The organism is Pluralibacter gergoviae ATCC 33028 = NBRC 105706 (genome assembly GCF_001598855.1).
Lineage (GTDB): Bacteria > Pseudomonadota > Gammaproteobacteria > Enterobacterales > Enterobacteriaceae > Pluralibacter > Pluralibacter gergoviae.
On the sequence record NZ_BCZS01000002.1, the window covers coordinates 366185 to 389535 of the forward strand.

Annotated in this window: 20 protein-coding genes; 11 read left to right on the plus strand and 9 right to left on the minus strand. The window is 60.2% G+C overall.

What is annotated here, in order from left to right; translation table 11 throughout:
* Positions 1–243: 243 nt before the first annotated feature.
* The 3 genes from ENGE1_RS04110 to ENGE1_RS04120 all read left to right on the plus strand — a co-directional run bounded on the left by ENGE1_RS04110 (position 244) and on the right by ENGE1_RS04120 (position 3978).
* Positions 244–975: a hypothetical protein gene (locus tag ENGE1_RS04110; protein WP_048253237.1), complete on the plus strand. Its 732-nt coding sequence runs from the start codon at positions 244–246 to the stop codon at positions 973–975.
* Between the two features lie 143 nt (positions 976–1118).
* Complete coding sequence (locus ENGE1_RS04115) at positions 1119–2492, plus strand: NAD-dependent succinate-semialdehyde dehydrogenase (protein ID WP_043086184.1); 1374 nt, start codon at positions 1119–1121, stop codon at positions 2490–2492.
* Between the two features lie 397 nt (positions 2493–2889).
* Entirely contained in the window at positions 2890–3978 is a 1089-nt protein-coding gene (locus ENGE1_RS04120) for a porin (RefSeq protein WP_225823489.1), read from the plus strand.
* Between the two features lie 18 nt (positions 3979–3996).
* Here the strand turns inward: ENGE1_RS04120 and yjiA are convergent, their stop codons facing one another.
* Positions 3997–4956: a GTPase gene (yjiA, locus tag ENGE1_RS04125; RefSeq protein ID WP_048253235.1), complete on the minus strand. Its 960-nt coding sequence runs from the start codon at positions 4954–4956 to the stop codon at positions 3997–3999.
* An 88-nt stretch (positions 4957–5044) separates the two neighbouring features.
* Positions 5045–7198: a carbon starvation CstA family protein gene (locus ENGE1_RS04130; protein ID WP_048253234.1), complete on the minus strand. Its 2154-nt coding sequence runs from the start codon at positions 7196–7198 to the stop codon at positions 5045–5047.
* Positions 7199–7469: 271 nt separating this feature from the next.
* Here ENGE1_RS04130 and ENGE1_RS04135 point away from each other — a divergent pair, with 271 nt between their 5' ends.
* Both ENGE1_RS04135 and ENGE1_RS04140 read left to right on the plus strand, forming a co-directional pair.
* Positions 7470–9113 carry an anti-phage dCTP deaminase gene (locus ENGE1_RS04135; protein ID WP_048253233.1) on the plus strand — a complete coding sequence of 548 codons (1644 nt, stop codon included), beginning with the start codon at positions 7470–7472 and terminating at the stop codon, positions 9111–9113.
* On the plus strand, positions 9106–9303 hold the full coding sequence (locus ENGE1_RS04140) for a hypothetical protein (protein WP_043086174.1): 198 nt from the start codon (positions 9106–9108) through the stop codon (positions 9301–9303). The genes ENGE1_RS04135 and ENGE1_RS04140 overlap by 8 nt, the downstream gene beginning before the upstream one ends.
* Before the next feature lie 53 nt (positions 9304–9356).
* On the opposite strand, the gene ENGE1_RS04145 is transcribed toward ENGE1_RS04140, so the two are convergent.
* Entirely contained in the window at positions 9357–10577 is a 1221-nt protein-coding gene (locus ENGE1_RS04145; RefSeq protein ID WP_048253232.1) for an amino acid deaminase, read from the minus strand.
* Between the two features lie 200 nt (positions 10578–10777).
* Between ENGE1_RS04145 and ENGE1_RS04150 the strand changes: the two genes are divergently transcribed.
* The 5 genes from ENGE1_RS04150 to ENGE1_RS04170 all read left to right on the plus strand — a co-directional run bounded on the left by ENGE1_RS04150 (position 10778) and on the right by ENGE1_RS04170 (position 15714).
* The gene (locus ENGE1_RS04150; RefSeq protein ID WP_048253231.1) at positions 10778–12232 is read left to right on the plus strand and encodes an N-acyl-D-amino-acid deacylase family protein; all 1455 of its coding nucleotides are present in this window, start codon (positions 10778–10780) and stop codon (positions 12230–12232) included.
* The gene (locus ENGE1_RS04155; protein WP_048253230.1) at positions 12229–12621 is read left to right on the plus strand and encodes a RidA family protein; all 393 of its coding nucleotides are present in this window, start codon (positions 12229–12231) and stop codon (positions 12619–12621) included. The genes ENGE1_RS04150 and ENGE1_RS04155 overlap by 4 nt, the downstream gene beginning before the upstream one ends.
* A gap of 138 nt (positions 12622–12759) precedes the next feature.
* A complete protein-coding gene (locus ENGE1_RS04160) occupies positions 12760–14250 on the plus strand; it encodes a sodium:solute symporter family protein (RefSeq protein WP_043086169.1) in 1491 nt (496 codons plus the stop codon).
* Positions 14250–15122, plus strand: a complete 873-nt coding sequence (locus ENGE1_RS04165) for a 2-dehydro-3-deoxygalactonokinase (RefSeq protein ID WP_048253229.1) — start codon at positions 14250–14252, stop codon at positions 15120–15122. The genes ENGE1_RS04160 and ENGE1_RS04165 overlap by 1 nt, the downstream gene beginning before the upstream one ends.
* A complete protein-coding gene (locus ENGE1_RS04170) occupies positions 15109–15714 on the plus strand; it encodes a 2-dehydro-3-deoxy-6-phosphogalactonate aldolase (protein ID WP_048253228.1) in 606 nt (201 codons plus the stop codon). The genes ENGE1_RS04165 and ENGE1_RS04170 overlap by 14 nt, the downstream gene beginning before the upstream one ends.
* Here ENGE1_RS04170 and ENGE1_RS04175 read toward each other — a convergent pair.
* The gene (locus ENGE1_RS04175) at positions 15711–16574 is read right to left on the minus strand and encodes a MurR/RpiR family transcriptional regulator (protein ID WP_048253227.1); all 864 of its coding nucleotides are present in this window, start codon (positions 16572–16574) and stop codon (positions 15711–15713) included. The two genes, ENGE1_RS04170 and ENGE1_RS04175, sit on opposite strands and share 4 nt — an antisense overlap.
* Before the next feature lie 177 nt (positions 16575–16751).
* Between ENGE1_RS04175 and tsr the strand changes: the two genes are divergently transcribed.
* Positions 16752–18419 carry a methyl-accepting chemotaxis protein gene (gene tsr / locus ENGE1_RS04180; protein ID WP_048253226.1) on the plus strand — a complete coding sequence of 556 codons (1668 nt, stop codon included), beginning with the start codon at positions 16752–16754 and terminating at the stop codon, positions 18417–18419.
* A gap of 28 nt (positions 18420–18447) precedes the next feature.
* Here the strand turns inward: tsr and ENGE1_RS04185 are convergent, their stop codons facing one another.
* The 5 genes from ENGE1_RS04185 to dnaT form a co-directional block, all read right to left on the minus strand.
* The gene (locus tag ENGE1_RS04185; protein WP_048253225.1) at positions 18448–18966 is read right to left on the minus strand and encodes a GNAT family N-acetyltransferase; all 519 of its coding nucleotides are present in this window, start codon (positions 18964–18966) and stop codon (positions 18448–18450) included.
* A gap of 20 nt (positions 18967–18986) precedes the next feature.
* Positions 18987–21275, minus strand: coding sequence for a phosphatidylglycerol--membrane-oligosaccharide glycerophosphotransferase (gene opgB, locus ENGE1_RS04190; RefSeq protein WP_064360550.1), 2289 nt, complete (start codon positions 21273–21275; stop codon positions 18987–18989).
* A gap of 185 nt (positions 21276–21460) precedes the next feature.
* On the minus strand, positions 21461–21952 hold the full coding sequence (locus ENGE1_RS04195) for a DUF2501 domain-containing protein (RefSeq protein WP_048253224.1): 492 nt from the start codon (positions 21950–21952) through the stop codon (positions 21461–21463).
* A 59-nt stretch (positions 21953–22011) separates the two neighbouring features.
* Positions 22012–22749: a DNA replication protein DnaC gene (dnaC, locus tag ENGE1_RS04200; RefSeq protein ID WP_045291058.1), complete on the minus strand. Its 738-nt coding sequence runs from the start codon at positions 22747–22749 to the stop codon at positions 22012–22014.
* A 3-nt stretch (positions 22750–22752) separates the two neighbouring features.
* Positions 22753–23292 (minus strand): primosomal protein DnaT, encoded by a 540-nt coding sequence (dnaT, locus tag ENGE1_RS04205; protein WP_048253223.1) that lies wholly within the window; start codon positions 23290–23292, stop codon positions 22753–22755.
* Positions 23293–23351 lie beyond the last annotated feature (59 nt).

Sequence of the window (23351 nt, forward strand, 5' to 3'; positions counted from 1 at the left end):
GTAAATAGTACATCTATCAGAAATGAGTGCTATATAACCTCAGCTTTATTAATGTGTATTTAATGCCGGGTTGATTGTGGTCGCTTTATATAATTAAATGCTATTTATTATTCTGTAATGTCATCGGGTTTATTTAATCAATATAAATTGACGATAGACATTCTTCCGGGTATTTTTTTTGACGATGATCTTTTCATCGTCCTGTTTTTTTTATGGTTATTATTGCTTTATTAAAGGTGGGGTATGTTTAAAAAATTACTACTGGCAACCAGTTTGTTAAGTGCCGTAATGCCAGCATTCGCAGCAACGCCAGGTCTTTCGTGGAAATTGCCAGGAAGCGAAGAGTTGAATCAAATAACCTTTGGAGTGACTATCAACGCGGCAGCAGCAAGAGATCAATTCTATTTTGCTAATCAGTTCAGCTTCACTAATGGTGGTGATATAGGTTATACGGGGATTCAGCCCACCGTTAATACACAAACCGGTGAACGGCAGTTCAGGGTATTATTTAGCAGCTTCCGCAGCGACTCCTTCCCGCAATACCCAACGTGCTCTGGCGGTGCTGATGGTGCGAAAGCGGGTACAACGTGCCGTATTCTTGTTCCCGGTTCTCTGGGCGACACTTTCCGGTTTGAGGTGACTAAAGTAGGTGAAAGGGTGTCCGGTGTGGTTGAAAACCTCACTACCGGTCGTAAGGATATTATCGGGGTCTGGACCGTTGGCACCTCTGCCGGCTCTTTAGCACATTCGCAAATCGCCTGGATTGAAAACTACAAAATGAACAACGCGAATTATAAGCTGACCTGCGATAGTACCGGCTGGCCTTACTATGAGGTTAAATTTTTACCTCCTACGGGTAATGATGGCAAAATACAGGGGACGATCTCTGGCCTTAACCGCGGTTCAGACGCCTGCCCGGGAGCGATTACCTGGACTACGGACAGTACGGGGACGTTGGTGCACGGCGGATTCTGACCCTGCCTAACCGAATGTCAGGGCGGCCCTGCGCCGCCGTATTTTCAGAACCCTCCGTAAATCCCGCCGACTCCAGCCATCTCAACTACGCTTAACTGTCTACGCCAAATTTCTAACTGCAATCAGACGGAAGGAGACCACAGATGGCATACCAGACAGTGAACCCCGCTACCAACAAACTGATCAAAGCCTACGACAATCATTCAGATGCGGACGTGGAAGCCGCCCTGAAGACCGCCCACGCGCTGTACAAATCCGACTGGGCGAAAGGCAGTATTGACCAGCGCCTGCCCGTCCTGCACAGGCTGGCGGATCTTATCGATAGCCGCGTTGAAGAACTGGCGAAAATTGCCAGCGAAGAGATGGGTAAGCTCATCGGGCAGAGCCGCGGCGAAGTGAAGCTCTGCGCGCAGATCGCCCGCTACTACGCGGATAACGCGAAAGAATTTCTTAAGCCGGTGCCCTACCAGAGCGAGCTGGGCGAGGCGTGGGTTGAGCACCATCCCATCGGCGTACTGATGGCCGTGGAGCCGTGGAACTTCCCCTACTATCAGCTGATGCGCGTTCTGGCGCCGAACCTGGCGGCGGGCAACCCGGTGCTGGTCAAGCACGCCAGCATTGTGCCGCACTGCGCCGAGGTGTTCGCGCACCTGGTGCGCGAAGCGGGCGCGCCGGAAGGGGCGTGGACGAACCTGTTTATCTCCTCGGATCAGGTGGCGAATATTATCGCCGACGACCGCGTGCAGGGTGCGGCCCTGACCGGTTCGGAAAAAGCGGGCAGCGCGGTGGCCTCTCAGGCCGCTAAATACGTCAAAAAATCGACCCTCGAACTGGGCGGTAACGACGTCTTCGTGGTGCTGGATGATGCCGATCTTGAAAAGGCGGTGAAAATCGGCGTGCAGGCGCGCCTGCAGAATGCCGGCCAGGTGTGTACCGCCGCCAAGCGCTTTATCCTGCATGAGAAAATCGCCGACGCGTTCCTCGATAAGTTCACGCAGGCATTCCAGGCGGTGAAGATTGGCGATCCGCTGGACGAAAGCACGAAGCTTGGGCCGCTCTCCTCGAAAGAGGCGCAGGAAACCCTGACGAAGCAGGTTAATGAAGCCGTTAAAAACGGCGCCACCCTGAAGCTCGGCGGTAAGCCGGTGCAGGGCGAGGGCAGCTTCTTCGAGCCGACGATCCTCACCGATATCGCCCGCGATAACCCGGCCTACTTCGAGGAGTTCTTCGGCCCGGTGGCGCAGGTGTACGTAGTGAAAGACGATGACGCGGCGGTGAAGCTCGCCAACGATTCCCACTACGGCCTCGGCGGCGCGGTGTTCAGCCAGAACATCGATCGCGCTAAAAAAATGGCCTCGCGAATCGAAACCGGGATGGTCTACATCAACTGGCTGACCGATACCGCCGCAGAACTGCCGTTCGGCGGCGTCAAGCGTTCCGGCTACGGGCGCGAGCTGTCGGATCTGGGGATCAAGGAGTTTGTGAACCAGAAGCTGGTGGTGGTCCGCAAGGGATGATTCTTATTCCGGGCTAAAGCAGCACGCGCGCGCCGTCGGCAGAGTCTGCCGACGGCGCGTCTTTTCATACCGTCCGCAATGCTGTCTGAGAAATAATGGCTGTGGCGCAGCTAATCATATTTTTTTCCCGGTCATAAATGCAGATTAATTATCTACAGACACACCTTTCCCTCATATTTTCTTCTTTAGCGTAAGGCCTCTGCCATTAATTAATGAGCGTTCACCCTTTTAACTGATAATCGCTAAAATGCGCGACTGCGCGCGATTTAATGCCTCGCAATGGAAAAGAGGGAATTTTAAACTCTGGTATCATTTCGACACGATTAGGATGAGTTAATGGCTGGAGAGCATTTTGCGTCGCATCAGATATTATTCGGCTCTGGTACTATTTAGTTCTGTGAGTACTTTTTCCACTCACGCTGAAGTCACCGTTCTGGAAAAAAAACAGTTTAATAATACCCTGCTGGATCCCCTGAGTCTGGAAGTCGGCGGCAGCATCCGGCCAGAATTTATCTGGAATAACGGCCCCGAGCCGGGATATGACAAAAATGGTCACGACGGCGGAACGCGCTTTCGCTTTACCGCCGACTACGCCCTCGCGCCGCACACCTCGGTGGTGGGCTACTATGAGTGGGGAGTGGATATCGCCCACGTGCTCGGTATGAGCAGCCACTACGATCATGACGCGCCCGACGACTTCCAGCGCCAGCTCTACGGCGGTATCAAAGACGATCGCTACGGTACCCTGACCTACGGCCATCAGTACGGCGCCTACTACGATGCGGTGGGGGTAAAAAGCGATGTCTGGGACAACGACGGCCACGCCAGCGCCAACTGGATCGGCGTCGGCGGGGACTACGACGGCGGCGAGCGGCCGAAAAACACCCTCAAATACACCAATACCTTTGGCGACCTGACGCTTTACGCCGACTACCTGATGCCCGTGGACGAGAAGTGGATGGGGGACGATATGCGCTATCGCCGCAACCACGGGGGCGGGATTGGCTTTGACTACCAGCTGGAAAAGGATCTCACCGTCAGCGCGGCCTGGAACCAGACCAAAGCGACCATCAAGAACAGCGCCGGGGAGCAGAAGGGTTACCATCAGCAGTACTCCGGGGCGGCGCTGACCTGGCAGCCGGATAACTGGTATCTGGTCGGCACCGCGACCTGGTACAAGCACTACGTGCCGACCAAAAGAACCGCGACGGTGGATCGCTACTTTGCAGGCGACGGCTACGGGCTGGAGAGTTTCGCGGGCTACACCTTCCATATCGACAAGCCGCTGCTGCAGTCCGTGCAGCCCTATCTGGGCGCCGATACCCTGCGCCTGAAGGGGGAGGAGAACTACCACGCCAACCACGTCTATCTGGGCATGTACACCCAGATAGCCTACGGCTTCTCGTTCTATCTGGAGCGCACGCTGGCATCCACTTCCGATAACGAAGCGGACACCACCTGGCTCTCGGTGTACTACGATTTCTGATACCGCTTGCGGGGCAGATTACGCTTTCTTCAGCCCCGCAAACGCCGCCCGGATCTCCGCCTCCGGCAGTTCGACGCCGATAAACACCATCACGCTGTGCGGCGCCTCGTCGCCCCAGGGGCGGTCCCAGTCGGCGCTGTAGAGGCGCTGCACGCCCTGAAACAGCAGCCGGTTTGGCTCGCCGTCGATCCACAGCATGCCCTTGTAGCGCAGAAGCTGCTCCGAGTATGTGAGCAGCAGATTTTCCATCACCCGCGACACCTCGCTGATGTCTACCGGGTAGTCGAGGTCGACTACGATGGAGGCTATATCGTTCTGCTTCTCCGCCACGAAGTGGAAGCGCGGCCCGGGCTGCACCACCTTCTCTTCCAGCATAAAGCCGCCGGTATCAAACAGCAGTCCGAGGTCGATATCGCCGTGGGTCACGGTATAAATCGGCGCCCTGGCGTTAATGCGCGCCAGCCGCTCGCGCAGTTTTTCGCTGTCGCCCGCCACGTCCGTCTTGGTCAGCAGAATGCGGTCCGCGTAGCCTACCTGCGACTGGGCGAGAGTGTACTGGTTCATCTGCCCGTCGGCGTGCACCGCGTCGACCAGGGCGATCACGCCGTCGAGCAGGTAGCGCTGGCAAATCACCTCGTGGGAGAAAAAGGTCTGGACGATCGGGCCGGGATCGGCCATGCCGGTGCACTCGACGATCAGCCGGTCAAAGTCGAGATCCCCGCGATCGCGGCCGTCGAGCAGATCCAGCAGGGCGTCTTCCAGCTCGTTTGAACGGCTGCAGCAGATGCAGCCGTTGGTCAGCGTTTTGATCTGCGTCGCACGGTCGCCGACCAGCTGACTATCAATAGAAACTTCGCCAAATTCGTTTTCAATGACGGCAATTTTGTGGCCGTGCTGCGCGTTGAGGATATGGCGCAGCAGGGTCGTTTTTCCGGCGCCGAGAAAGCCGGTGAGTAGGGTGACGGCGATAGGGGGCATGTGCGGCTCCTTGGGATTTTTCGTCCACGTTAGCAGACTACGCGGCGCCTGATAAGTGAAGGCCCCGCGTTTGCGGGGCCATGTTGGATTAATGATGAGAGGAGGTCTTCACGCCACCCTCCGGCACCGGCACGTAAGGTGTCTCCTGGTCGGTGCGTTTGTCGATATTGCGCACCTTCAGCCAGGTCTTAATACCGTAGAAGATGATGCTGTACACCACCACCAGGAACAGAATGCTCAGCCCGGCGTTGGTGTAGTTGTTCACCACGATATGGTTCATGTTGGCAATCTGCGTCGCGGTCAGGTCCGCGCTGCCGCTGGCAATCTTCTCTTTATACTGGTTAGCCATGTAGAGGAAGCCCTCCAGCTGCGGATTGCTGCTGAACAGCTTCAGGCCCAGCGCCCAGGTGGTGCACAGCAGCAGCCATACCGCCGGGATCACGGTGACCCAGATATACTTGCTGCGCTTCATCTTCACCAGAATTACCGTACCGAGCACCAGCGCCACCGCGGCCAGCATCTGGTTAGAGATACCGAACAGCGGCCACAGGCTCTTCACGCCGCCCAGCGGATCCACCACGCCCTGATAGAGCAGGTAGCCCCACAGGCCGACGCAGCCCGCGGTACCCAGCACGCCCGCTACCAGCGAATCGGTTTTCTTGAGGAACGGGATAAAGTTGCCGAGCAGATCCTGCAGCATAAAGCGGCCCGCGCGGGTGCCCGCATCCAGCGCGGTGAGGATAAACAGCGCTTCAAACAGGATGCCGAAGTGATACCAGAAGCCCATATCGGCCCACGGCAGTACCTTGTGGAAGACGTGGGCGATACCCACCGCCAGGGTCGGCGCGCCGCCCGCGCGGTTGAGTACCGACGGTTCGCCGATATCTTTCGCGGTCTGCATGATCTCTTCCGGCGAAATCACGAAGCCCCAGGAGCTGACGGTGGCCGCCGCGTGAACGCTAACGTCTTTCAGCTGGGCCATGATCAGCGCCGCGTTCTCGCCGCCCATCTCGTGCAGGTTCGGCATGGTGATGCCGAGGCCCGCCGGCGGGGTGTTCATCGCAAAGTAGAGGCCCGGCTCGATAATCGAGGCCGCCACCAGCGCCATGATCGCCACGAAGGATTCCATCAGCATCGCGCCGTAGCCGATAAAGCGGGCATCGGTTTCATTGGCCAGCAGCTTCGGCGTGGTGCCCGAGGCAATCAGGGCGTGGAAGCCGGAGACCGCGCCGCAGGCGATGGTAATAAACAGGAACGGGAACAGCGCGCCTTTCCACAGCGGGCCGGTGCCGTCGACGTACTGAGTCATCGCCGGCATTTTCAGATCCGGATTGAGGATAACGATGCCGATCGCCAGCCCGACGATAACGCCAATCTTGAGGAAGGTCGCCAGATAGTCGCGCGGCGCCAGAATCAGCCACACCGGCAGCAGGGCGGAGATAAACGCGTAGCCGATCAGGGTGAAGGTGATGGTGGTGTCCTTAAAGGTCAGCGCCGGGCCCCAGTACGGGTCGTGAGCGATGACGCCGCCGAACCAGATGGCGGCCACCAGCAGCACGATGCCGATAACCGACACTTCGCCGACGCGGCCGGGGCGAATAAAGCGCATATAAATGCCCATCAGCAGGGCAATCGGCACCGTCGAGCAGACCGTAAACACGCCCCACGGGCTTTCCGCCAGCGCCTTGACGACGATAAGCGCCAGCACCGCGAGGATAATAATCATGATCAGGAAGCAGCCGAACAGGGCAATGGAGCCGGGCACCCGGCCCATCTCCTCTTTGATCATCTCGCCGAGCGACGAGCCGTTCCGCCGCGAAGAGATAAACAGCACCATAAAGTCCTGTACGGCACCCGCGAGCACTACGCCCGCCAGCAGCCACAGCGTGCCGGGCAGATAGCCCATCTGCGCCGCCAGCACCGGGCCCACCAGCGGGCCCGCGCCGGCGATGGCGGCAAAGTGGTGGCCGAACAGCACGTAGCGATTGGTTGGCACGTAGTTGAGGCCGTCGTTATTGATAACCGCCGGCGTCGCGCGGGTCGGGTCCAGCTTCATCACCTTCTGGGCGATGTAGAGGCTGTAGTAGCGGTAGGCCACCAGATAAACCGAGACCGAGGCGACGACGATCCACAGGGCGCTGACGTGCTCGCCCCGGCGCAGGGCCACCACCGCCAGACAGAACGCGCCGAGTATGCCGAGCGCTGCCCAGGGGAGATGGCGGATGAGTTTTTTCATGTCCATAGTAACAACCTGACTGAGAGTAGAGAGGAGATATTGTTTTGTTTATTGCTGGGTGCTGTTAACGGATGCTATGGCTATCGTGCCAGACGCGCGGGTGCGTGCGCGTCTGATTATGGGTGAGTGGTTGTATGGCGGGGCGAGCGGTTATTTTTCCGGCTGAGCGGTTTTTTGTACTGATTCCGACAACTGAAATTGTGATTCAAATCACGCTTAAGATTTTGATTACGCGCATATTACGCGTAATGTGCGCAGCACAAATAAGGAGGAAGAGATGCAGGGAGCCGCAAGAGAAATAAGTGCCGTAAAAAAACAATCGATTGCCGTGCGGACGATTGACTCTACCCAGGAGGCATTGGCCAGCATGACGCCGGAGCTGGTGATTGCACTTTGTGGTCCCATTGGCTCTCCGCTGCATGAGACCGCAGGGCATGTTTGTAAGCTGATTGAGGAGTTCAGCTATCATGCCGAAATTATTCGCTTAAGCGAAATTATTCGCCTCAATATGCCGTTAGTCGCCGCGAGCGTCGATTCACATTCCCGGCATGCGGAAATTGACTCACTCATTCGCGGCGGTGATGCGCTGAGAGAGCGCTACGGAAATGATATTCTGGCTAAAATGGCAATCGCCAAAATTGGCGCTGATAGAACCTTCCACTATGGTGAGTTTGACGACACTCCCGCTGAGAGCCTGGCCGCCGATGCGCGAAAAATAGCGAGTCATCGCATTTGCCATATTATTGACTCTATTAAAAACAGCGATGAGCTTACGCTGCTGCGCAATATATACGGCGACGCGCTATTTGCCATCGGCGTATTTTCTCCTGTTGAAACGCGGAAAATGAATCTGGAACATTCAGAAGAACTTTCCGCATCCGATATTGAACTGCTAATTGATACTGATTCCGGTGAAGAGTTCAGCCACGGGCAATCCGTGCGGGATACCTTTCCGCTTTGTGACTATTTTTTACGGGTGGACGACGGCGTTAACGGCCCGCAGGGAATCAATGCGCGTAGCCAGATAGAGACCAGCCTGCAGCGCCTGCTGTCGCTGTTGTTTCGCACGGCGGTTGTCTCACCGACTCTGGAAGAAAGTGCGATGTATGCCGCCGCGTCAGCGGCCCGCAATTCCGCCTGCCTCTCCCGCCAGGTCGGTGCTTCTGTGACGTCCAGTAACGGTGAGCTGCTGGCTATCGGATGGAATGATGTACCTAACAGCGGCGGAGGGCTATACGGAAAATTAGCCGTAAATGGACATAAAAATCCGGATGCCCGCTGCTATGCAAAAAAAGGCGTGAAGTGTCACAATGATGCCGAAAAGAGGGCGATTGCGGGTATGATTGTCAGCAATCTGGTCAGCGATAAAATTATTCCGCAAAAAAAGCAGTGCCAGGCCGTTGAGGCAATGATAAAAAATACCCGGCTCAAAGATTTAATCGAGTTTTCTCGCGCCGTCCATGCCGAAATGCATGCGATCCTGACCGCCTCTCGCGTGGCCGGGGAGCGCATTGTTGGCGGAAAGATTTTCGTTACAACCTATCCCTGCCACGCTTGCGCCAGGCATATTATCGCCGCCGGTTTGCAGGAGGTTTATTACATTGAACCCTACAGGAAAAGCCTGGCGACGCGTTTGCATGACGACGCAATGACGGAGGCGCAGGCTGCGGGCGATAGACGGGTCAGATTGATTCAGTTTGATGGCGTAGCGCCCAGGCGCTACCTCGACCTGTTCGACTCAGGATCTCGTAAAGCGGCAGGGGGAGTGCTAAAGTTGAGCGCTAAAGAGATCGCGCTGCCGGCGACCAACGTGAGTCTGAGGGCGATCCCGAGGCTCGAGGAAGTTGTCGTCGCAGAAGTAAAAGAGAAGGCTTTCCGCTTTCCGAAAGTCATAGCACCAGAAGGTGAACAGCATGAGTAAAAATGATCCTCATCAGCTTCAGCTCCCGATTCTTGTTGAGGTTGGCTCCCCAATGAAGGAAAAGAGAGTCAGCAGCCGCGCGGCGGAAAGCGAACGCGCTTTTCAGCGCCAGTATGGCGCCTCCGCCGCCGACGAAGATATCTACAGCGCGATGGCAAATCGCTACTGGCAGGGATTAGCGGGCAAATAACGCTTCATCAGCCGCGCTGGTGTTTCAGGACGGCTGATGAATACTCGCCTTATTTAAAACAGCGTCTCCAGCTCCTCAACCACCCGATACTCATCATCCACCAGCAGCAGCGTCTTCCACTTGTCGAAGGTCAGGCAGGGGTGCGAGGTGCCAAAAATCAGAATATCGCCGACCTGCACATCGCAGCCGGGCGCGACGTTCAGCATGCAGTGCTGATCCATGATGCCGACGCTTTTCAGCGCGCCCGCGTCCAGCGCCAGCGCTTTTCCATCCCGGTAGTGGGCGGTCGGCTGCGGCAGCCCGGCGTCGAAGGCACTGTCGCGCTTGCCGAAGTTGACCACCGCGCGCCCCGGCTCCGGCACCGACTGCACCATTGCCACCAGCTCCAGCGCCGAAGCGAGATCGCCGCCCAGATCGCAGGCGGTGGCATCGCGGGCCCGGAGCTGCTGCTGCGATTCGTCGTAGATCCCGGTATCGTGGGTGATATAGCATCCGGGGCGAATGACCACCCGGCACTGCGGCGGCCGCTCCGCCGCCAGCCAGACATTACACACCACGTCATACCAGACGCTGCCCGCCCCGGTCAGAATAAACTCCCCGTCGACGTAGGGCGCCATTTCGCAGGCCAGCGCGGCGGCGTCGCGCAGCAGCGCCTCCACCTGCGGCTGCGGGTTGTCGCCGTGCAGCACGCCCTCATACAGCTCCAGGCCGCGCAGGCGCAGGCCGGGAAGGCGGGCAACAGACTGCGCCAGCGCCAGCCCCTGCGCCGTGGTTCGGCAGCCGCAGCGGCCCCCGGGGACGCCGAGCTCAATCATTACGTCCAGCCGCTGGCGGCGGGCGGCAAAAAAGTCGGAGAGCGCGCGGGCGTTGGCTTCGCTGTCCACGCAGCAGATAAAATCCACCTCGCGATAGTGCGCCTTCAGCTGCGCGACCATCGCCATATTGGCCTTTCCTACCAGCTGGTTGACCATCAGCACCCGCTGCACGCCGCTGGCCATCGCCGCGCAGGCCTGCCAGGCGCTGCCGACGCCGATGGCCCACGCGCCCGCCCGCTGCTGGGCCTGAAAGATCCACGGCGTCATGGTGGTTTTTCCGTGCGGCGCCAGAGACACGTCGCGCGCGTCGGCGTAGCGCTGCATCCACTGAATATTATTCTCCAGCGCCGATTGCTTAATCACCGCCGCGGGCAGGCAGACCTCTTCCGCCAGCACATTGGCGGGCGAGAAGAGCGGGGCGGACTTGCCGGGAAACAGAAGGTTATCTTGATACTTCATATCATTTATCTCATCGTAATTTAACGGATTTAAGTTTTGGTATCATATTTATGGTGTTGATAAAAATGATTATTTTTGTGTTTTTCTTCATTTTGTGAATTAAAGTATCACTTTTTACTCTTTCTTTTGCGTAGTTTCCCGCTGTTTTTCTCACTTGTAAATGGTTAACTTACCCACAGAAAAATGAGGAGTAAGTGGCGATGAAGGTTGACTGGCTATTCAGAAATGTGACCGTTGTCGACGGCAGCAGCGGCGCGGAGTACCGCGCGGACGTGGCGGTAAGCGGCGAACGGATTGTGGCGATTGCGCCGGCGCTGGAGGTCGAGGCCGGGCAGGTCATCGACGGCGAAGGGCGCGTGCTGGCGCCGGGGTTTATTGATGTCCACACCCACGACGATATCAACGTTATCCGCATCCCGGAGTACCTGCCGAAAATCAGCCAGGGCGTGACCACGGTGATTGTCGGCAACTGCGGCATCAGCGCCGCCTGCGCCACCATCGGCGACGCCGTGCCCGATCCGATGAACCTGCTCGGCGAGAAGCCGCAGTTTATCTATCCCAGCGTAGACGCCTACGCGCGGGCGGTGGAAAAGGCCCGCCCGGCCATCAACGTCGGCACGCTGATAGGTCATACCACGCTGCGCAACAATCACATGGACTCTCTCTACCGCGCAGCTACCGAGGGCGAAATCTCCGCCATGCGCGAACAGCTCAGCGCGGCGCTGCAGCAGGGGGCGCTCGGGCTGAGCACCGGCCTGGCCTATGCCAGCGCCAACTGCGCCCCCACCGAAGAGGTGATGGCCCTGGCGGAAACCCTGGCGGCGGAGAACGGCATCTACACCACCCACCTGCGCTCGGAGTTTGCGCCGATTCTCGACGCGCTGGACGAGGCGTTTCGCATCGGCCGCCACGGCCGGGTGCCGGTGGTGGTGTCGCATCACAAGTGCGCCGGGGCGAAGAACTGGGGCCGCACCAAAGAGACGCTGGCCTTTTTCGACAAGATGCGCCGGCAGCAGGAGATCGCCTGCGACTGCTACCCCTACTCCGCCAGCTCCTCGACGCTGGACATGAAGCAGATAACCGACGAGTTCGATATCGTCATCACCTGGTCGGAGCCGCATCCGGAAGTGGCCGGGCAGACGCTGGCGCAGATCGCCGACGGCTGGCAGATGTCGCTGCACGAGGCGGGCAGGCGGCTGATGCCCGCAGGGGCTATCTACTACAACATGGACGAGCAGGACGTGCGGCGGGTGCTGCGCTATCCGGTGACGATGATTGGATCCGATGGCTTGCCTAACGATCCGATGCCGCATCCGAGGCTGTGGGGTGCCTTCCCGCGCGTGCTCGGCCACTACTGCCGGGAGGAGCGGCTCTTCCCGCTCACCCAGGCCATTCATAAGATGACCGGCCTGTCGGCGGCCCGCTTTCAGCTGCCGCGCCGGGGTCTGGTCAAGGTGGGCTACTACGCCGATCTGGTACTCTTCGATCCGCTGACGGTGAAGGACGTGGCGAGCTTCGCCGATCCCAAGCGCCCCGCGGCGGGCATTGAGGCGGTGATGGTTAACGGCGTAATGAGCTATGACGGCAATCAGCAGATTATTGGGCGGGCAGGGCGCTTCCTGCGCCGCCAGGATACGATAAAGGAGCAAGTATGAGCATTAAGCGCTACGGCACAGAGGGCGGTACCGGCACCGGCGGGCAGCACCTGCCGTTTGCCAGAGCGGTGGAGGCGGGAGGCTGGCTGTACGTTTCCGGCCAGACGCCGATGAAAAACGGTGAAGTGGTCGAGGGCGGGATCGTCGAACAGTCCCGGCTGGCTATCCAGAACTGCGTCGATATCATGACCGAGGCGGGCTATAGCCTGGCGGACGTGGTGCACGTCAGCGTTATTCTTACCGACGCGCGCTACTTTCAGTCCTTCAATAAGGTGTTCCGCGAATTTTTCGGCGATAACCCGCCGGCGCGCATCTGCTGCGTGGCGGACCTGGTGGTCGACTGCAAGGTCGAAGTGGATGTGAAATGTTTTAACTCGTCGCGAATCTAAAGAATTTCGCCGGCGTTAATCAACCTGATTGCCGCCGGCCGTAACAACAAAAAATAACGATGACTTTATCCGCCTTCGCTGAACGGCGGGGCGGCACCTTTTTATCTCAAATACCCTTCAACTGGCAGGATGTGACTTATGAATAATCATATCTTTTTAGTCGGCTTTATTATTTACGCGCTGGCAATGATCTGGCTCGGCTGGTTTGTTTCGCGCAATCAGAAAAGCGGCGAGGATTTCCTGCTCGGCGGCCGTTCGCTGCCGATGTTCCTGACCCTCGGTTCGACGGTTGCCACCATGGTCGGCACCGGCTCCAGTATGGGCGCCGTCGGCTTTGGCTACAGCAACGGCTGGGCGGGCATGCTCTACGGCATCGGCGGCGCGGTCGGGATTTTGCTGGTGGCGTGGCTGTTCGCGCCGGTGCGTAAATTACGCTTTATGACCATGAGTGAAGAACTTTCTTATTATACCGGCGGCAGCCACCTTATTAAGAATATTGTCGGCCTGATGATATTTATCGCCTCGATTGGCTGGCTCGGGGCGCATATTCTCGGCGGCAGTATGTATCTGGCGTGGGCCACCGGAATTAACCTGACGCTGGCGAAAGTGATTATTGCTCTGGCCTTCGCGATTTACGTTATTATCGGCGGCTATTCGGCGGTGGTGTGGACCGATACGATCCAGGCGCTGATCCTGTTCTTCGGCTTTATCCTGATGGCCGTGCTTGCCGTGGTGCACGTCGGCGGCTGGAGCGCTATTGAGCAGGCGATGGATCCGCGGGCGCTGAGCCTGTTTGCCGTCGATAAGATGGGCGTTCTGCCGGCGCTGTCGCTTGCGACGGTGATTGGCGTTGGCGTACTGGCGACGCCCTCTTACCGCCAGCGCATCTATTCCGGTAAGGATGTGCCGTCGGTGCGCCGCTCGTTTGTCTATACCGGCGTGCTTTATCTTTTCTTCTCAATATTGCCCGCCATTATCGGCATGGCGGCCTTCACCATGAACCCGCACCTGGCCAACAGCAACTACGCCTTCCTGTTCGCCACCAGCTTCCTGCCGGCGATCCTCGGGCTGGTGGTGCTGATCGCCGGGCTGTCGGCCACCATGTCCTCCGCCAGCTCTGACGCCATCGCTGCGGTCGCCATCATGATGCGCGACCTGTATACGATGATCGTCGGCAGAATGCCGCCGGAGAACCGCGCCATCACCCTTTCACGCTGGATGCTGGCGGCGGTCATCGGCCTGGCGCTGCTGTTTGCGCTCACCTCGGACGATATCATCAGCTACATCACCAAAATGATCTCGATGCTGATGTCGGGCCTGTTTGTCTGCTCCATCCTCGGCCGCTTCTGGCCGCGCTTTAACTGGCAGGGAGCGCTGACTTCGCTGATTAGCGGTATGGCGGTCTCAGCCGCCATGCTGATGAACGATGCCTGGCTGGCGCGCTGGGGCAACCCCTGCATTCCGTCGGTCATTGCCAGCCTGGTCTTTGGCGTGGCGGTGACGCTACTGACCCCCGCCAGCCGCGTCAGCCGCGAAGAGGCGCTGGCGATGATCACCCGCGAGCGCGAGGCTCAGCCGGACGTGCGCAGCCTGCGCGCTGGCAAGCGCAGTCCCGCCGGAGGCCGGTAATGGAGAACTACATTGCCGTTGACTGGGGATCGAGCCACCTGCGGGCCTGGCACATTGCCGACGGCGCGTGCGTTAACCGCCTCAGCCTGCCTTACGGCGTGACCCGCATTGCGCCGGGCGAGGCGCCGGAGATTTTTCGCCGCCACATCGCCCCCTGGTGCGGGGCGTCGCCGCTGCCGGTGGTGATGGCGGGGATGATCGGCAGCGACGCGGGCTGGCGGCCCGTGCCCTATCTGGCCTGCCCGCTGCCGCTGGCCGGGATTGGCCGCGGGCTGTATGAGGTTGAGGAGCAGGTGTGGATCGTCCCCGGCCTGAAGCTGGAGCGGGAGGGCGAGTACGGCGTGATGCGCGGGGAAGAGACCCAACTGCTGGGGGCGATGCGTCTGGCGCCCGCGGCCTGCTGCGTGATGCCCGGCACCCACAGCAAGTGGGTCGGCCTCAGCGGCGGCAGCGTGGAGCGCTTCGATACGGCGATGACCGGCGAGCTGCACCACCTGCTGATGCACCATTCGCTGATCGGCAAAGGGCTGCCCGCGCAGCGGCGCGACGACCGCGCCTTTACACGCGGCCTGGAGAAGGGGCTTGGCGAACCGTCGCTGGTGAATGCGCTGTTCGCGACCCGCGCCGCAAGAGTGCTGGGCGCGCTGGCGGAGACCGCCGTGGCCGATGCGCTTTCCGGTCTGCTGATCGGCGCCGAGGTAGCGACGTTCAGCCGCCGCTACCGGGCGGAACAGATAACGCTGGTGGCAAGCGACGCGCTCGCGCCCCGCTACCGCCAGGCGTTCGCCCGCCTGGGCACCGCCGTCAGCCTCTGTCCTGGCGAGGCGGCATTTTTACAGGGCATAAGGAGCATTATTGATGGACGATATTAAACTGGTGGCGATCCTGCGCGGGATCCGTCCCGCCGAGGCCGCCGATCACGTCGGCGCCCTGATTGAAGAGGGCTTTCGCTACGTTGAGATCCCGCTCAACTCTCCGGACTGGCAGCATAGCATTCCGCAGATGGTGAAGCGCTACGGGGAGCGGGCGGTGATTGGCGCGGGCACGGTGCTCACCGCCGCACAGGTGGAGACGCTGGCCGAGGCGGGCGCCGCGCTTATCGTCACGCCCAATACGCAGCCGGCGACCATCCGCCGGGCGGTGGCAAAGGGCATTCTCGTCTGCGCGGGCTGTGCCACGGCGACCGAGGCGTTTAACGCCCTGGAGGCCGGGGCGCAGTGGCTGAAAATTTTTCCCTCGTCGGCGTTCGGACCGGGCTATATTGCCGCCCTGAAGGCGGTCCTGCCCCCGGAGGTGCCGGTGCTGGCGGTGGGCGGCATCACCCCGGAGAACCTGGCCGACTATCTGGCGGCGGGCTGCGCCGGGGCGGGGCTGGGGAGCGATCTCTACCGCGCCGGGCAGAGCGCGGCGCAGACCCGCCAGCAGGCCCGGCGCTATCTCGCGGCCTGGCGCGACGCGCGCTAGTCGCCCAGCGGTTGGCGATCGGCACCGCCCCGGTGGCTGTCCAGCGCCAGCTTGATACGGCGAATGCGGTCCTTTGCCTGCGCTTTATTGGCCATCGCCAGTTCGGTGGCCAGCACGTCTACCATCGCCAGCATCGCGTAGCGCGAGGTACTGGGCTTAAAGATATAGTCGTTTTCCCGCACCAGCAGCGGCAGCAGCAGATCGGCCTGCTCCGCCAGCGGCGTGCCTTCCGGCGCGATGGCGATAACCTTTGCGCCGTACTGGCGGGCGATGGCGGCGCTCTCGGTGATCTCCTGGGTATAGCCGCCGAGAGAGAGCGCCACCACCACGTCTTTCGGCGCCACCGCCGCGCACATCATCCGCGCCAGCAGGCCGTCGCTCTGGCTGACCACCGGCAGGCCGAGGCGGAACAGGCGGTACTGCATCTCCATTGCGCAGATGGTGGATCCGCCGCCCATGCCGATGGCGAGGATCTGCCGGGCGCCGCTGAGCAGGGCGACCGCCTGACTCAGGGCCCCGGCATCCAGCGCCCGGCGGTTGGTCTCCAGTACGCTGATAATCGATTCATAGATCCCCTGCACGCCCTCCAGATCGGGCACATCGAGAATAAAGCGCTGTCCCACCGCCAGCGACTGGGCCAGCCGCAGCTTTAGTTCGCGCACGTCCTTACAGCCCAGCGCGCGGGCAAAGCGGGTCACCGACGCCTGGCTGGTGCCGGTCAGGCGCGCCAGCCCGGCAATCGGCAGTTCGGCGGCGGCCGCCGCGTCGTCGAGGATAAACTGGGCGATGCGCTTTTCGGTGGCGGTCAGCGACATAAAGCGGTCGGTGATGCAGGAGATGATGTCGATAGTCCAGGCCATGTGCGGTATCACTGCGTTGATTAATCATGGTACTTTGTACCACAGATGCGTCGATGCCGCAGCGCAGCTTCTGCGCAAAAAAAATCTCTGTTACCGCCCATGAGCAGGATCAAAATGATTAAAGTTTTTTCACGGCAGGCCGTTAATTCTTTAATCTGCTCACTGGAATGAAACGACATGCTTAACCGTATCAAGATAGTCACCAGCCTGGTGCTGGTATTAGTGCTGTTTGGTCTTTTACAACTGACCTCCGGCGGCCTTTTCTTCAGCGCCCTGAAAAATGACAAAGAAAACTTCAACGTTCAGAAAGTCATCCGCCAGCAGCAGTCGACGCTGAACGGCAGCTGGGTGGCGCTGCTGCAGACCCGCAATACGCTGAACCGCGCCGGGATCCGCTACATGATGGATCAGAACAATATCGGCAGCGGCGCGACGGTTGCCGAACTGATGCAGACCGCCAGCCTGTCGCTGCAGGAGGCTGAAAAACGCTGGGCGGAATATCAGAGCCAGCCGCGGGATCCGCGCCAGAGCGAGGCCTCGGCGCTCGACATCAAGCGCAACTACGATATCTATCACGGCGCGCTGGCGGAGCTGATTGAGTTGCTAAAAGCGGGAAAAATCAACGCCTTCTTCGATCAGCCAACCCAGGGTTATCAGGATGGTTTTGAAAAGGCTTACGTCAACTACTTCCAGCAAAACGACCGCCTTTACGAGCAGGCCGTGGGAGATAACCAGCGCTCTTATAACCAGGCTATCTGGATCCTGGTGGGCGTGCTGGTGACGGTGCTGGTAATTATTCTGGTGGTGTGGACGGGTATCAACCACTCGGTGATCCGCCCGCTGCATCGCCTGATGGAGAGTATTCGCCACATTGCCGGCGGCGACCTGCTGAAGCCTATCGACGTGCACGGCACCAATGAGATGGGCCGCCTGGCGGACTCCCTGCGCCACATGCAGGGTGAGCTGGCGCGCACCGTCGGCGAAGTGCGCAGCGGCGCCGATGCGATTTACAGCGGCGCCAGCGAGATTGCGATGGGCAATAACGATCTCTCTTCCCGCACCGAGCAGCAGGCGGCGTCGCTGGAAGAGACGGCGGCCAGCATGGAACAGCTGACGGCGACCGTGAAGCAGAATGCGGAGAACGCCCGCCAGGCCAGCAACCTGGCGCTCAATGCTTCCGAAACGGCGCAGAAGGGCGGCAAGGTGGTGGACAATGTTGTGCAGACGATGCGCGAAATCACTACCAGCTCGCAGAAGATTGCCGACATTATCAGCGTTATCGACGGCATTGCCTTCCAGACCAATATTCTGGCCCTTAACGCGGCGGTGGAAGCGGCGCGCGCCGGTGAACAGGGGCGCGGCTTTGCGGTGGTGGCGGGTGAGGTGCGCAACCTTGCCCAGCGCAGCGCCCAGGCGGCCCGCGAGATCAAGAGTCTGATTGAAGACTCCGTCAGCCGGGTCGATGTCGGCTCCACGCTGGTCGAAGGCGCGGGCGAAACCATGGCCGAAATCGTCAACGCCGTCACCCGCGTGACCGATATTATGGGCGAGATCGCCTCTGCCTCCGACGAGCAGAGCCGCGGCATCGATCAGGTTGGCCTGGCGGTGGCCGAGATGGATCGCGTGACTCAGCAGAACGCCTCGCTGGTTGAAGAGTCGGCGGCGGCGGCGGCGGCGCTGGAAGAGCAGGCGAGCCGCCTGACGCAGGCCGTTGCGGTGTTCCGCATTGAACAGGCGCGGCAGCCGGCAGGCCGCGAGGCCGCGCCGGTAAAAGCCAGCCCTGCGCCCGTCGCGCTGCGCAAGCCGGCGGTGGCCGATGGCGAAGACAACTGGGAAACCTTCTGATGTGAATGGCCCGGCGCGCCGCGCCGGGCTACAGCGTCAGGCGCATGGCGCAGCGCATCTCGCGCGCCAGGCCGTGCGCCGCTTCCTCCTCCAGCCGCTGCTTCAGCTCCGGCGTCAGAGCCTCCTCTTCAACAACAGTAAATCCCAGCCGGGCGTAGAACGGCGCATTCCACGGTACGTGGCGGAAAGTGGTCAGCGTGAGCGCAGCCAGTCCGTTATGCCTGGCGCGGGCGGCGGCGGCATTCAGTAAACTGCGGCCCGCGCCCTGGCCCTGCCGATCGCGGCGTACGGAGAGTTCGGCGATAAACAGGGCATCGTCAGCGGCGTCGAGGAGCACAAAGCCGACCGGAACCCCTTCCTGTACGGCCACCAGGCTGCGGCCCCGCGCCCGGTACTGCCGGTGACGCGCGGCATCGATGACCGGCGCCTGCGCCAGCCAGGCCAGGGCGGGGATCGCAAGAAACGCCTGCGCCGCCGAGCGTTCAACGGCGGGCAGATGGGCAATGTCGGCGGGCCGGGGCGGACGAACGGCGATCGCGTTTTTCATCGGGCGGCGGGCGAGGGGGGCTACCCCTCGCTTTTCACTATCTTAATTTCCACCATCCCGATCCCCAGCCTGCGCGGCGCGTGGCCGAGGATATTGCCCTCGTTGGTGGCCTGCGGCGCAGGCGGGACGATGGTCAGCAGGCGGCTGCCGGTCGGGTTATCGAAGTGCAGCGTGGTGGTGGTTATCTCGTGGCTTAGGGTCAGAGTCTGCTCGCTGTCGCCGACCCGCACCGGCACCGGCTTATCGGCGTTCTGGCCGAAGGCGCGGGCGGTAATAATCAGGTCGAACCTGGCCGGCAGCGGGTCTTTATACTCAATTTTCACTGCGTCGCCGAGCTGGGCGTTGGACCAGCGGCCCCACAGCTCCGGGCGGGAGATACCGCTGAACTGCTTCACCTCCTCCGGCGCGCCGGCGACGTTAAAGATAAAGCTGTCGGCCTTGTAGCGGATGTCGTTATCGACAATTTTCAGCGTATCGACGTTGTGCTGATAGCGGGCGACGTCAATCACCGTCTCCTTAAACGCCGCTTTGCCTTTCCACAGCGGCTGATTGACGTGCTCCACCTTCTGCTCGCCGCCCAGCTGGCCGGAAGAGACGCACCAGTCGGTTGACAGCGCCAGCGCGGGCGACCACAGCTGGCCCATCTTGTAGCAGCGGTCGATCCACATAAAGTTGTCGCGCGGGGCGAAGCCCGCCAGCTGGAAGCGCAGCGGCGCGGAGTATTCGCTCTCCGGCAGCGGCTCGACGCGCTTATCGGAGACCCGCAGCAGCAGCGGCAGGCGGAAGTGGCTGCCGGAGAAAGCAATCATGTTTTTCTGGCTGTCGATGGTGTAGTCCTTGATCGACTTGGGGAAGTTCCACAGGCGGATGATGTCCGGCTTCCACGCCAGCACCTTCTCCTTCATATTGAGGAACACCTCCGCCAGCGACTGCCCTGAGAGGCTGCTGCGCCCGAGGCCGAGATAGTTATCGCCGCCGAGAATATCGAGCACCGTGGCGCCGTTATCCAGCGAGCTGCGCTTCACGCCGACCACCTCCTGCTGCGGCTTAACGCCGCGAATGATCATAAACAGGTTATTGCGGTCCTGCTTGTTGAGGTAATCCCAGGCGGTGTTCTTCATTGCCAGATGGTCCGACGACACCACGATCACCGTATTTTTAAAGTACGGCGAGGCCTTAATTTTTTCGATCAGCGCCGCGATGTGCTCCTGGCTGCAGCTTACCGCGCTGAAGGACTGGTTCACCTTGCCGCCGATTTCGTACTTTTTGCGCTGGCAGGTGCGGGAAACGAAGCCGTCCGGATGGTGAGTATCCACCGTCAGGGTAAACAGCGAGAAGCGCTGGCCGGACTTCGACAGCTCTTCATACTTTTGCCACACCTCGTCGAGGACGGTGTCATCGTAGAAGCCCCAGTCGTTGCGGTAAGCCGGGTCGGCCACCACGCTTTTGAGCTCTTCTGAACCGTACAGATGATCGAAACCGTGGGATCGGAGAAACACATCTTTGCCGGCGAAGCGCAGGTTGGCGCCCTGCATAAAGTAGTTCTGATAGCCGGAATTTTTCAGGATGTCGCCGAGGCAGACATTCTGCGGGAAGAAGCTGGAGACCGACGCCGAGGCGTTGCCCTCAAACGGCGCAAACAGCGGGATGCCGCACTGGGAGGCAACCATACCGGCGATGGTGTAGTCGGTGCCCGGCAGCTGCATGGTGTGGCTGAAGTCGACGCTCTCGCTTCTGAGCTTATTCATTTCCGGCGCGAGGTCCGGGAAGGCGTCGTTGTTGAAGTAGGTGCGTTCCAGGCTTTCGCCGTAGATATAGACCAGGTTCAGCTGCGGATGGGGAATGGTTTTCGACGGCTCTTTGTACCAGGCGGCAAAGTCCGGATCGCCGTCGCGAGCCTGGGACTTCACCAGCTCCGTCAGCTGGCGGAAGGCCGGGCTGGCGTCAACGGAGGCCAGGGCCAGGCACAGCGCCAGCAGGCTGTAGCCAAAGTGGTGCGGACGGCGGCGGCGGCGCAGCAGCCAGCCCAGCCCGCCGAACACCAGTACCAGCGTCAGAATCAGCCCAGCGCCCGGCAGGAGATATTTGCCGAAGCCCGCGCCGGTGAGGCTGTTGGTCAGCGTATAGAGCACGGCATCGTTGATGCCGTCGCCGGTAAAGTAGTTGCTGGCGTAAAGCGTCAGATTCAGAACAACAAACAGGCCAAGCACCGCCAGGGTGGCGGAAAACCACCAGGCGTTGCGGCCCGCTTTCCATGAGTAGAGCGTCACGGACGCGAGAAACAGAGCAATGGAGACAAGCTCGGACACGGCACATCCTCAGTGAGGCCCGCCATCCTCTGGCGGGCATAGCAATTTCGACGCTACACTTTAATGGTTGCGCAATATTGCTGCAATTGTAGCGTCATGAAATTGCGGATCGCCTAAGATTTGGCTGAGAAGTGCAGAGGTTTTAGCCCGCTCACGTTCGGCGTGGGCGGGCGCTGAGGCGGGGATCAGGAGATAAAACTGGCGCCCTGCTTGAGGACGAGGTCGCAGGCCTTGGTTTTCACCTTTTTACCCAGCTCAGTGTTGCCCAGCGTGCTGAGGTTCAGCTGCTGGCCGTTCTGGGCGTTGAGCAGGCCCTGAATGCCGCTGGTGTAGTCGGTATCCTGCTTCTGCTGTTCGCTGCTGGTCAGGCCGAGCTTGTCGAGCACCTTATCCTTCACGTTCTGCGCGTCGGTAGCGTCGGTCAGCTTCTGATTGGCGCAGTACTGCAAAATACCGGCGGCATTGTTCATGTTGCTGGCGCTCAGCGCCTGGCCGTTGCCGTTCAGCAGGCCGGCCAGCGAGGAGAGGGAAGTACCGCCCTGCTGGCCGCTCTGAGCGCCGAGCTGGCTGGCGGCGCTGGAAAGCGAATCGGTCAGGGAAGAGGCCATCGCCCCGCCGGAGAGCAGCGCACAGGCCGCAGCTGCGGCGCAGAGGGTGCGTTTTGCAGATTTCATCATGTCGGACTCCTTTCAACGTTAACTTGCGAAGTATACAGCGTCATCCGCCAGGATTGGTCCTAATACTCTTTACCGGTGACGCGGCTGCGGTAGCTGCCCCAGTTGAAGATGACCCACAGGCTGTTGCCCAGCCGCATGCGGTCCATCACCCGCTCGCCCAGCAGTTTATTCATTTCCTCCATGTTGCTGTTGGTCAGCATGCCGGTAGGGCGCTTGGAGGAGGAGCGGCGGTCGACGATCTGATTGATAATCACTTTTTCGTAGCGGGACTCGGTCTGGACGCCGATTTCGTCAATCACCAGCAGATCGACGTTGCTGAGATCGTTAAGCAGTTGCTCTTCGCTGCTCTCCCGGTTGCCGAAGGTCTCTTTCATCGCCGACATGATATCGGCGACGGTGATGATCAGCACCGACTTGCCGCGCAGCAGCAGCTCGTTGCAGATGGCGGCGGCGAGGTGGTTTTTCCCCGTCCCCGGCTTGCCGGAGAAGATAAAGCTGGCGATGTTGCCGTCAAACTCCTCCACGTACTGGCGCGCTTTGGCCAGGGCATTCATCTGCCCGTCGCACTCGATATGGTAGTTATCGAAGGAGCAGTTCTGGTGCAGCGGGCGAATGCCGGAGCGGTTGAAGGTGCGCTGCATCTTCATGGCCCGGTTCTCGCGCTCCAGCGCCGCCGAGCGCAGCTGGCCCTGCTCTTTTTGCCAGGCCAGCAGCTCTTCGCCGGTTTTGAACGCCGGTTCGATGTGCTTCGGCATCATTTTCTGCAGACGCTGCATTACGTCGCCAATATTTTTCATCACTTAACCTCGAAAGCCGGGGGGAATGTGGTTGTCAGGTTCAGAAATGGCGTTCATATCGCGCTTCGGCTGGCCGTTGTTGCCGGCGCGGCCAATTTGCAGGCTGCGGGCCAGCTTCTGCTGCCACTGCACGTGGTGAAACACTTTGCCTTCCGCCTGCCAGTAGGCGACAAACGACGCCAGCTCCTCCGGCGTGGCAGGCGCGGTCAGGGCAATGCCCCACAGGGCCGCCATCCGCTGAAAGTCGGCGTCCGGCTGCCAGCCGTCGTACATGGCGAATTTACCCAGCGGCACCGCGACGGGCGCGGGCGTCGGATCGTTAAACAGCGCGCCGTCCAGCGCCACGTCGCTGCCGGGGCGGGCGAGTTTTGCCTCAAGATCCAGCAGCTGCGCCAGCCGCGCGGGCGTGAGGGCGTAAAACGCCGGGGCATTGTTAGCAAACACCGCAACAGTGCCGTTTTCGGCTTTCTTTAACACGCCGTCGGGGTCGTCGTTAAACGCATCAACGCCGATGACGCTGGCGGTCAAAATTCTGGAAGACATAGCGCAAATTCAGGAGTGGCAGAACATCGGCAGATAGTAGCACAGACCCGGGCGAAAGA

What these genes read in the sequence shown, in the direction of transcription:
- ENGE1_RS04140 (WP_043086174.1), top strand. Translation starts at nt 9,106, where the DNA reads ATGAGTAAAAATGATCCTCATCAGCTTCAGCTCCCGATTCTTGTTGAG.
- ENGE1_RS04160 (WP_043086169.1), top strand. Translation starts at nt 12,760, where the DNA reads ATGAATAATCATATCTTTTTAGTCGGCTTTATTATTTACGCGCTGGCA.
- dnaC (WP_045291058.1), bottom strand. Translation starts at nt 22,749, where the DNA reads ATGAAAAATATTGGCGACGTAATGCAGCGTCTGCAGAAAATGATGCCG.
- ENGE1_RS04110 (WP_048253237.1), top strand. Translation starts at nt 244, where the DNA reads ATGTTTAAAAAATTACTACTGGCAACCAGTTTGTTAAGTGCCGTAATG.
- ENGE1_RS04150 (WP_048253231.1), top strand. Translation starts at nt 10,778, where the DNA reads ATGAAGGTTGACTGGCTATTCAGAAATGTGACCGTTGTCGACGGCAGC.
- ENGE1_RS04115 (WP_043086184.1), top strand. Translation starts at nt 1,119, where the DNA reads ATGGCATACCAGACAGTGAACCCCGCTACCAACAAACTGATCAAAGCC.
- tsr (WP_048253226.1), top strand. Translation starts at nt 16,752, where the DNA reads ATGCTTAACCGTATCAAGATAGTCACCAGCCTGGTGCTGGTATTAGTG.
- ENGE1_RS04155 (WP_048253230.1), top strand. Translation starts at nt 12,229, where the DNA reads ATGAGCATTAAGCGCTACGGCACAGAGGGCGGTACCGGCACCGGCGGG.
- ENGE1_RS04185 (WP_048253225.1), bottom strand. Translation starts at nt 18,966, where the DNA reads ATGAAAAACGCGATCGCCGTTCGTCCGCCCCGGCCCGCCGACATTGCC.
- ENGE1_RS04130 (WP_048253234.1), bottom strand. Translation starts at nt 7,198, where the DNA reads ATGGACATGAAAAAACTCATCCGCCATCTCCCCTGGGCAGCGCTCGGC.
- ENGE1_RS04170 (WP_048253228.1), top strand. Translation starts at nt 15,109, where the DNA reads ATGGACGATATTAAACTGGTGGCGATCCTGCGCGGGATCCGTCCCGCC.
- ENGE1_RS04195 (WP_048253224.1), bottom strand. Translation starts at nt 21,952, where the DNA reads ATGATGAAATCTGCAAAACGCACCCTCTGCGCCGCAGCTGCGGCCTGT.
- ENGE1_RS04145 (WP_048253232.1), bottom strand. Translation starts at nt 10,577, where the DNA reads ATGAAGTATCAAGATAACCTTCTGTTTCCCGGCAAGTCCGCCCCGCTC.
- ENGE1_RS04175 (WP_048253227.1), bottom strand. Translation starts at nt 16,574, where the DNA reads ATGGCCTGGACTATCGACATCATCTCCTGCATCACCGACCGCTTTATG.
- dnaT (WP_048253223.1), bottom strand. Translation starts at nt 23,292, where the DNA reads ATGTCTTCCAGAATTTTGACCGCCAGCGTCATCGGCGTTGATGCGTTT.
- yjiA (WP_048253235.1), bottom strand. Translation starts at nt 4,956, where the DNA reads ATGCCCCCTATCGCCGTCACCCTACTCACCGGCTTTCTCGGCGCCGGA.
- ENGE1_RS04165 (WP_048253229.1), top strand. Translation starts at nt 14,250, where the DNA reads ATGGAGAACTACATTGCCGTTGACTGGGGATCGAGCCACCTGCGGGCC.
- ENGE1_RS04135 (WP_048253233.1), top strand. Translation starts at nt 7,470, where the DNA reads ATGCAGGGAGCCGCAAGAGAAATAAGTGCCGTAAAAAAACAATCGATT.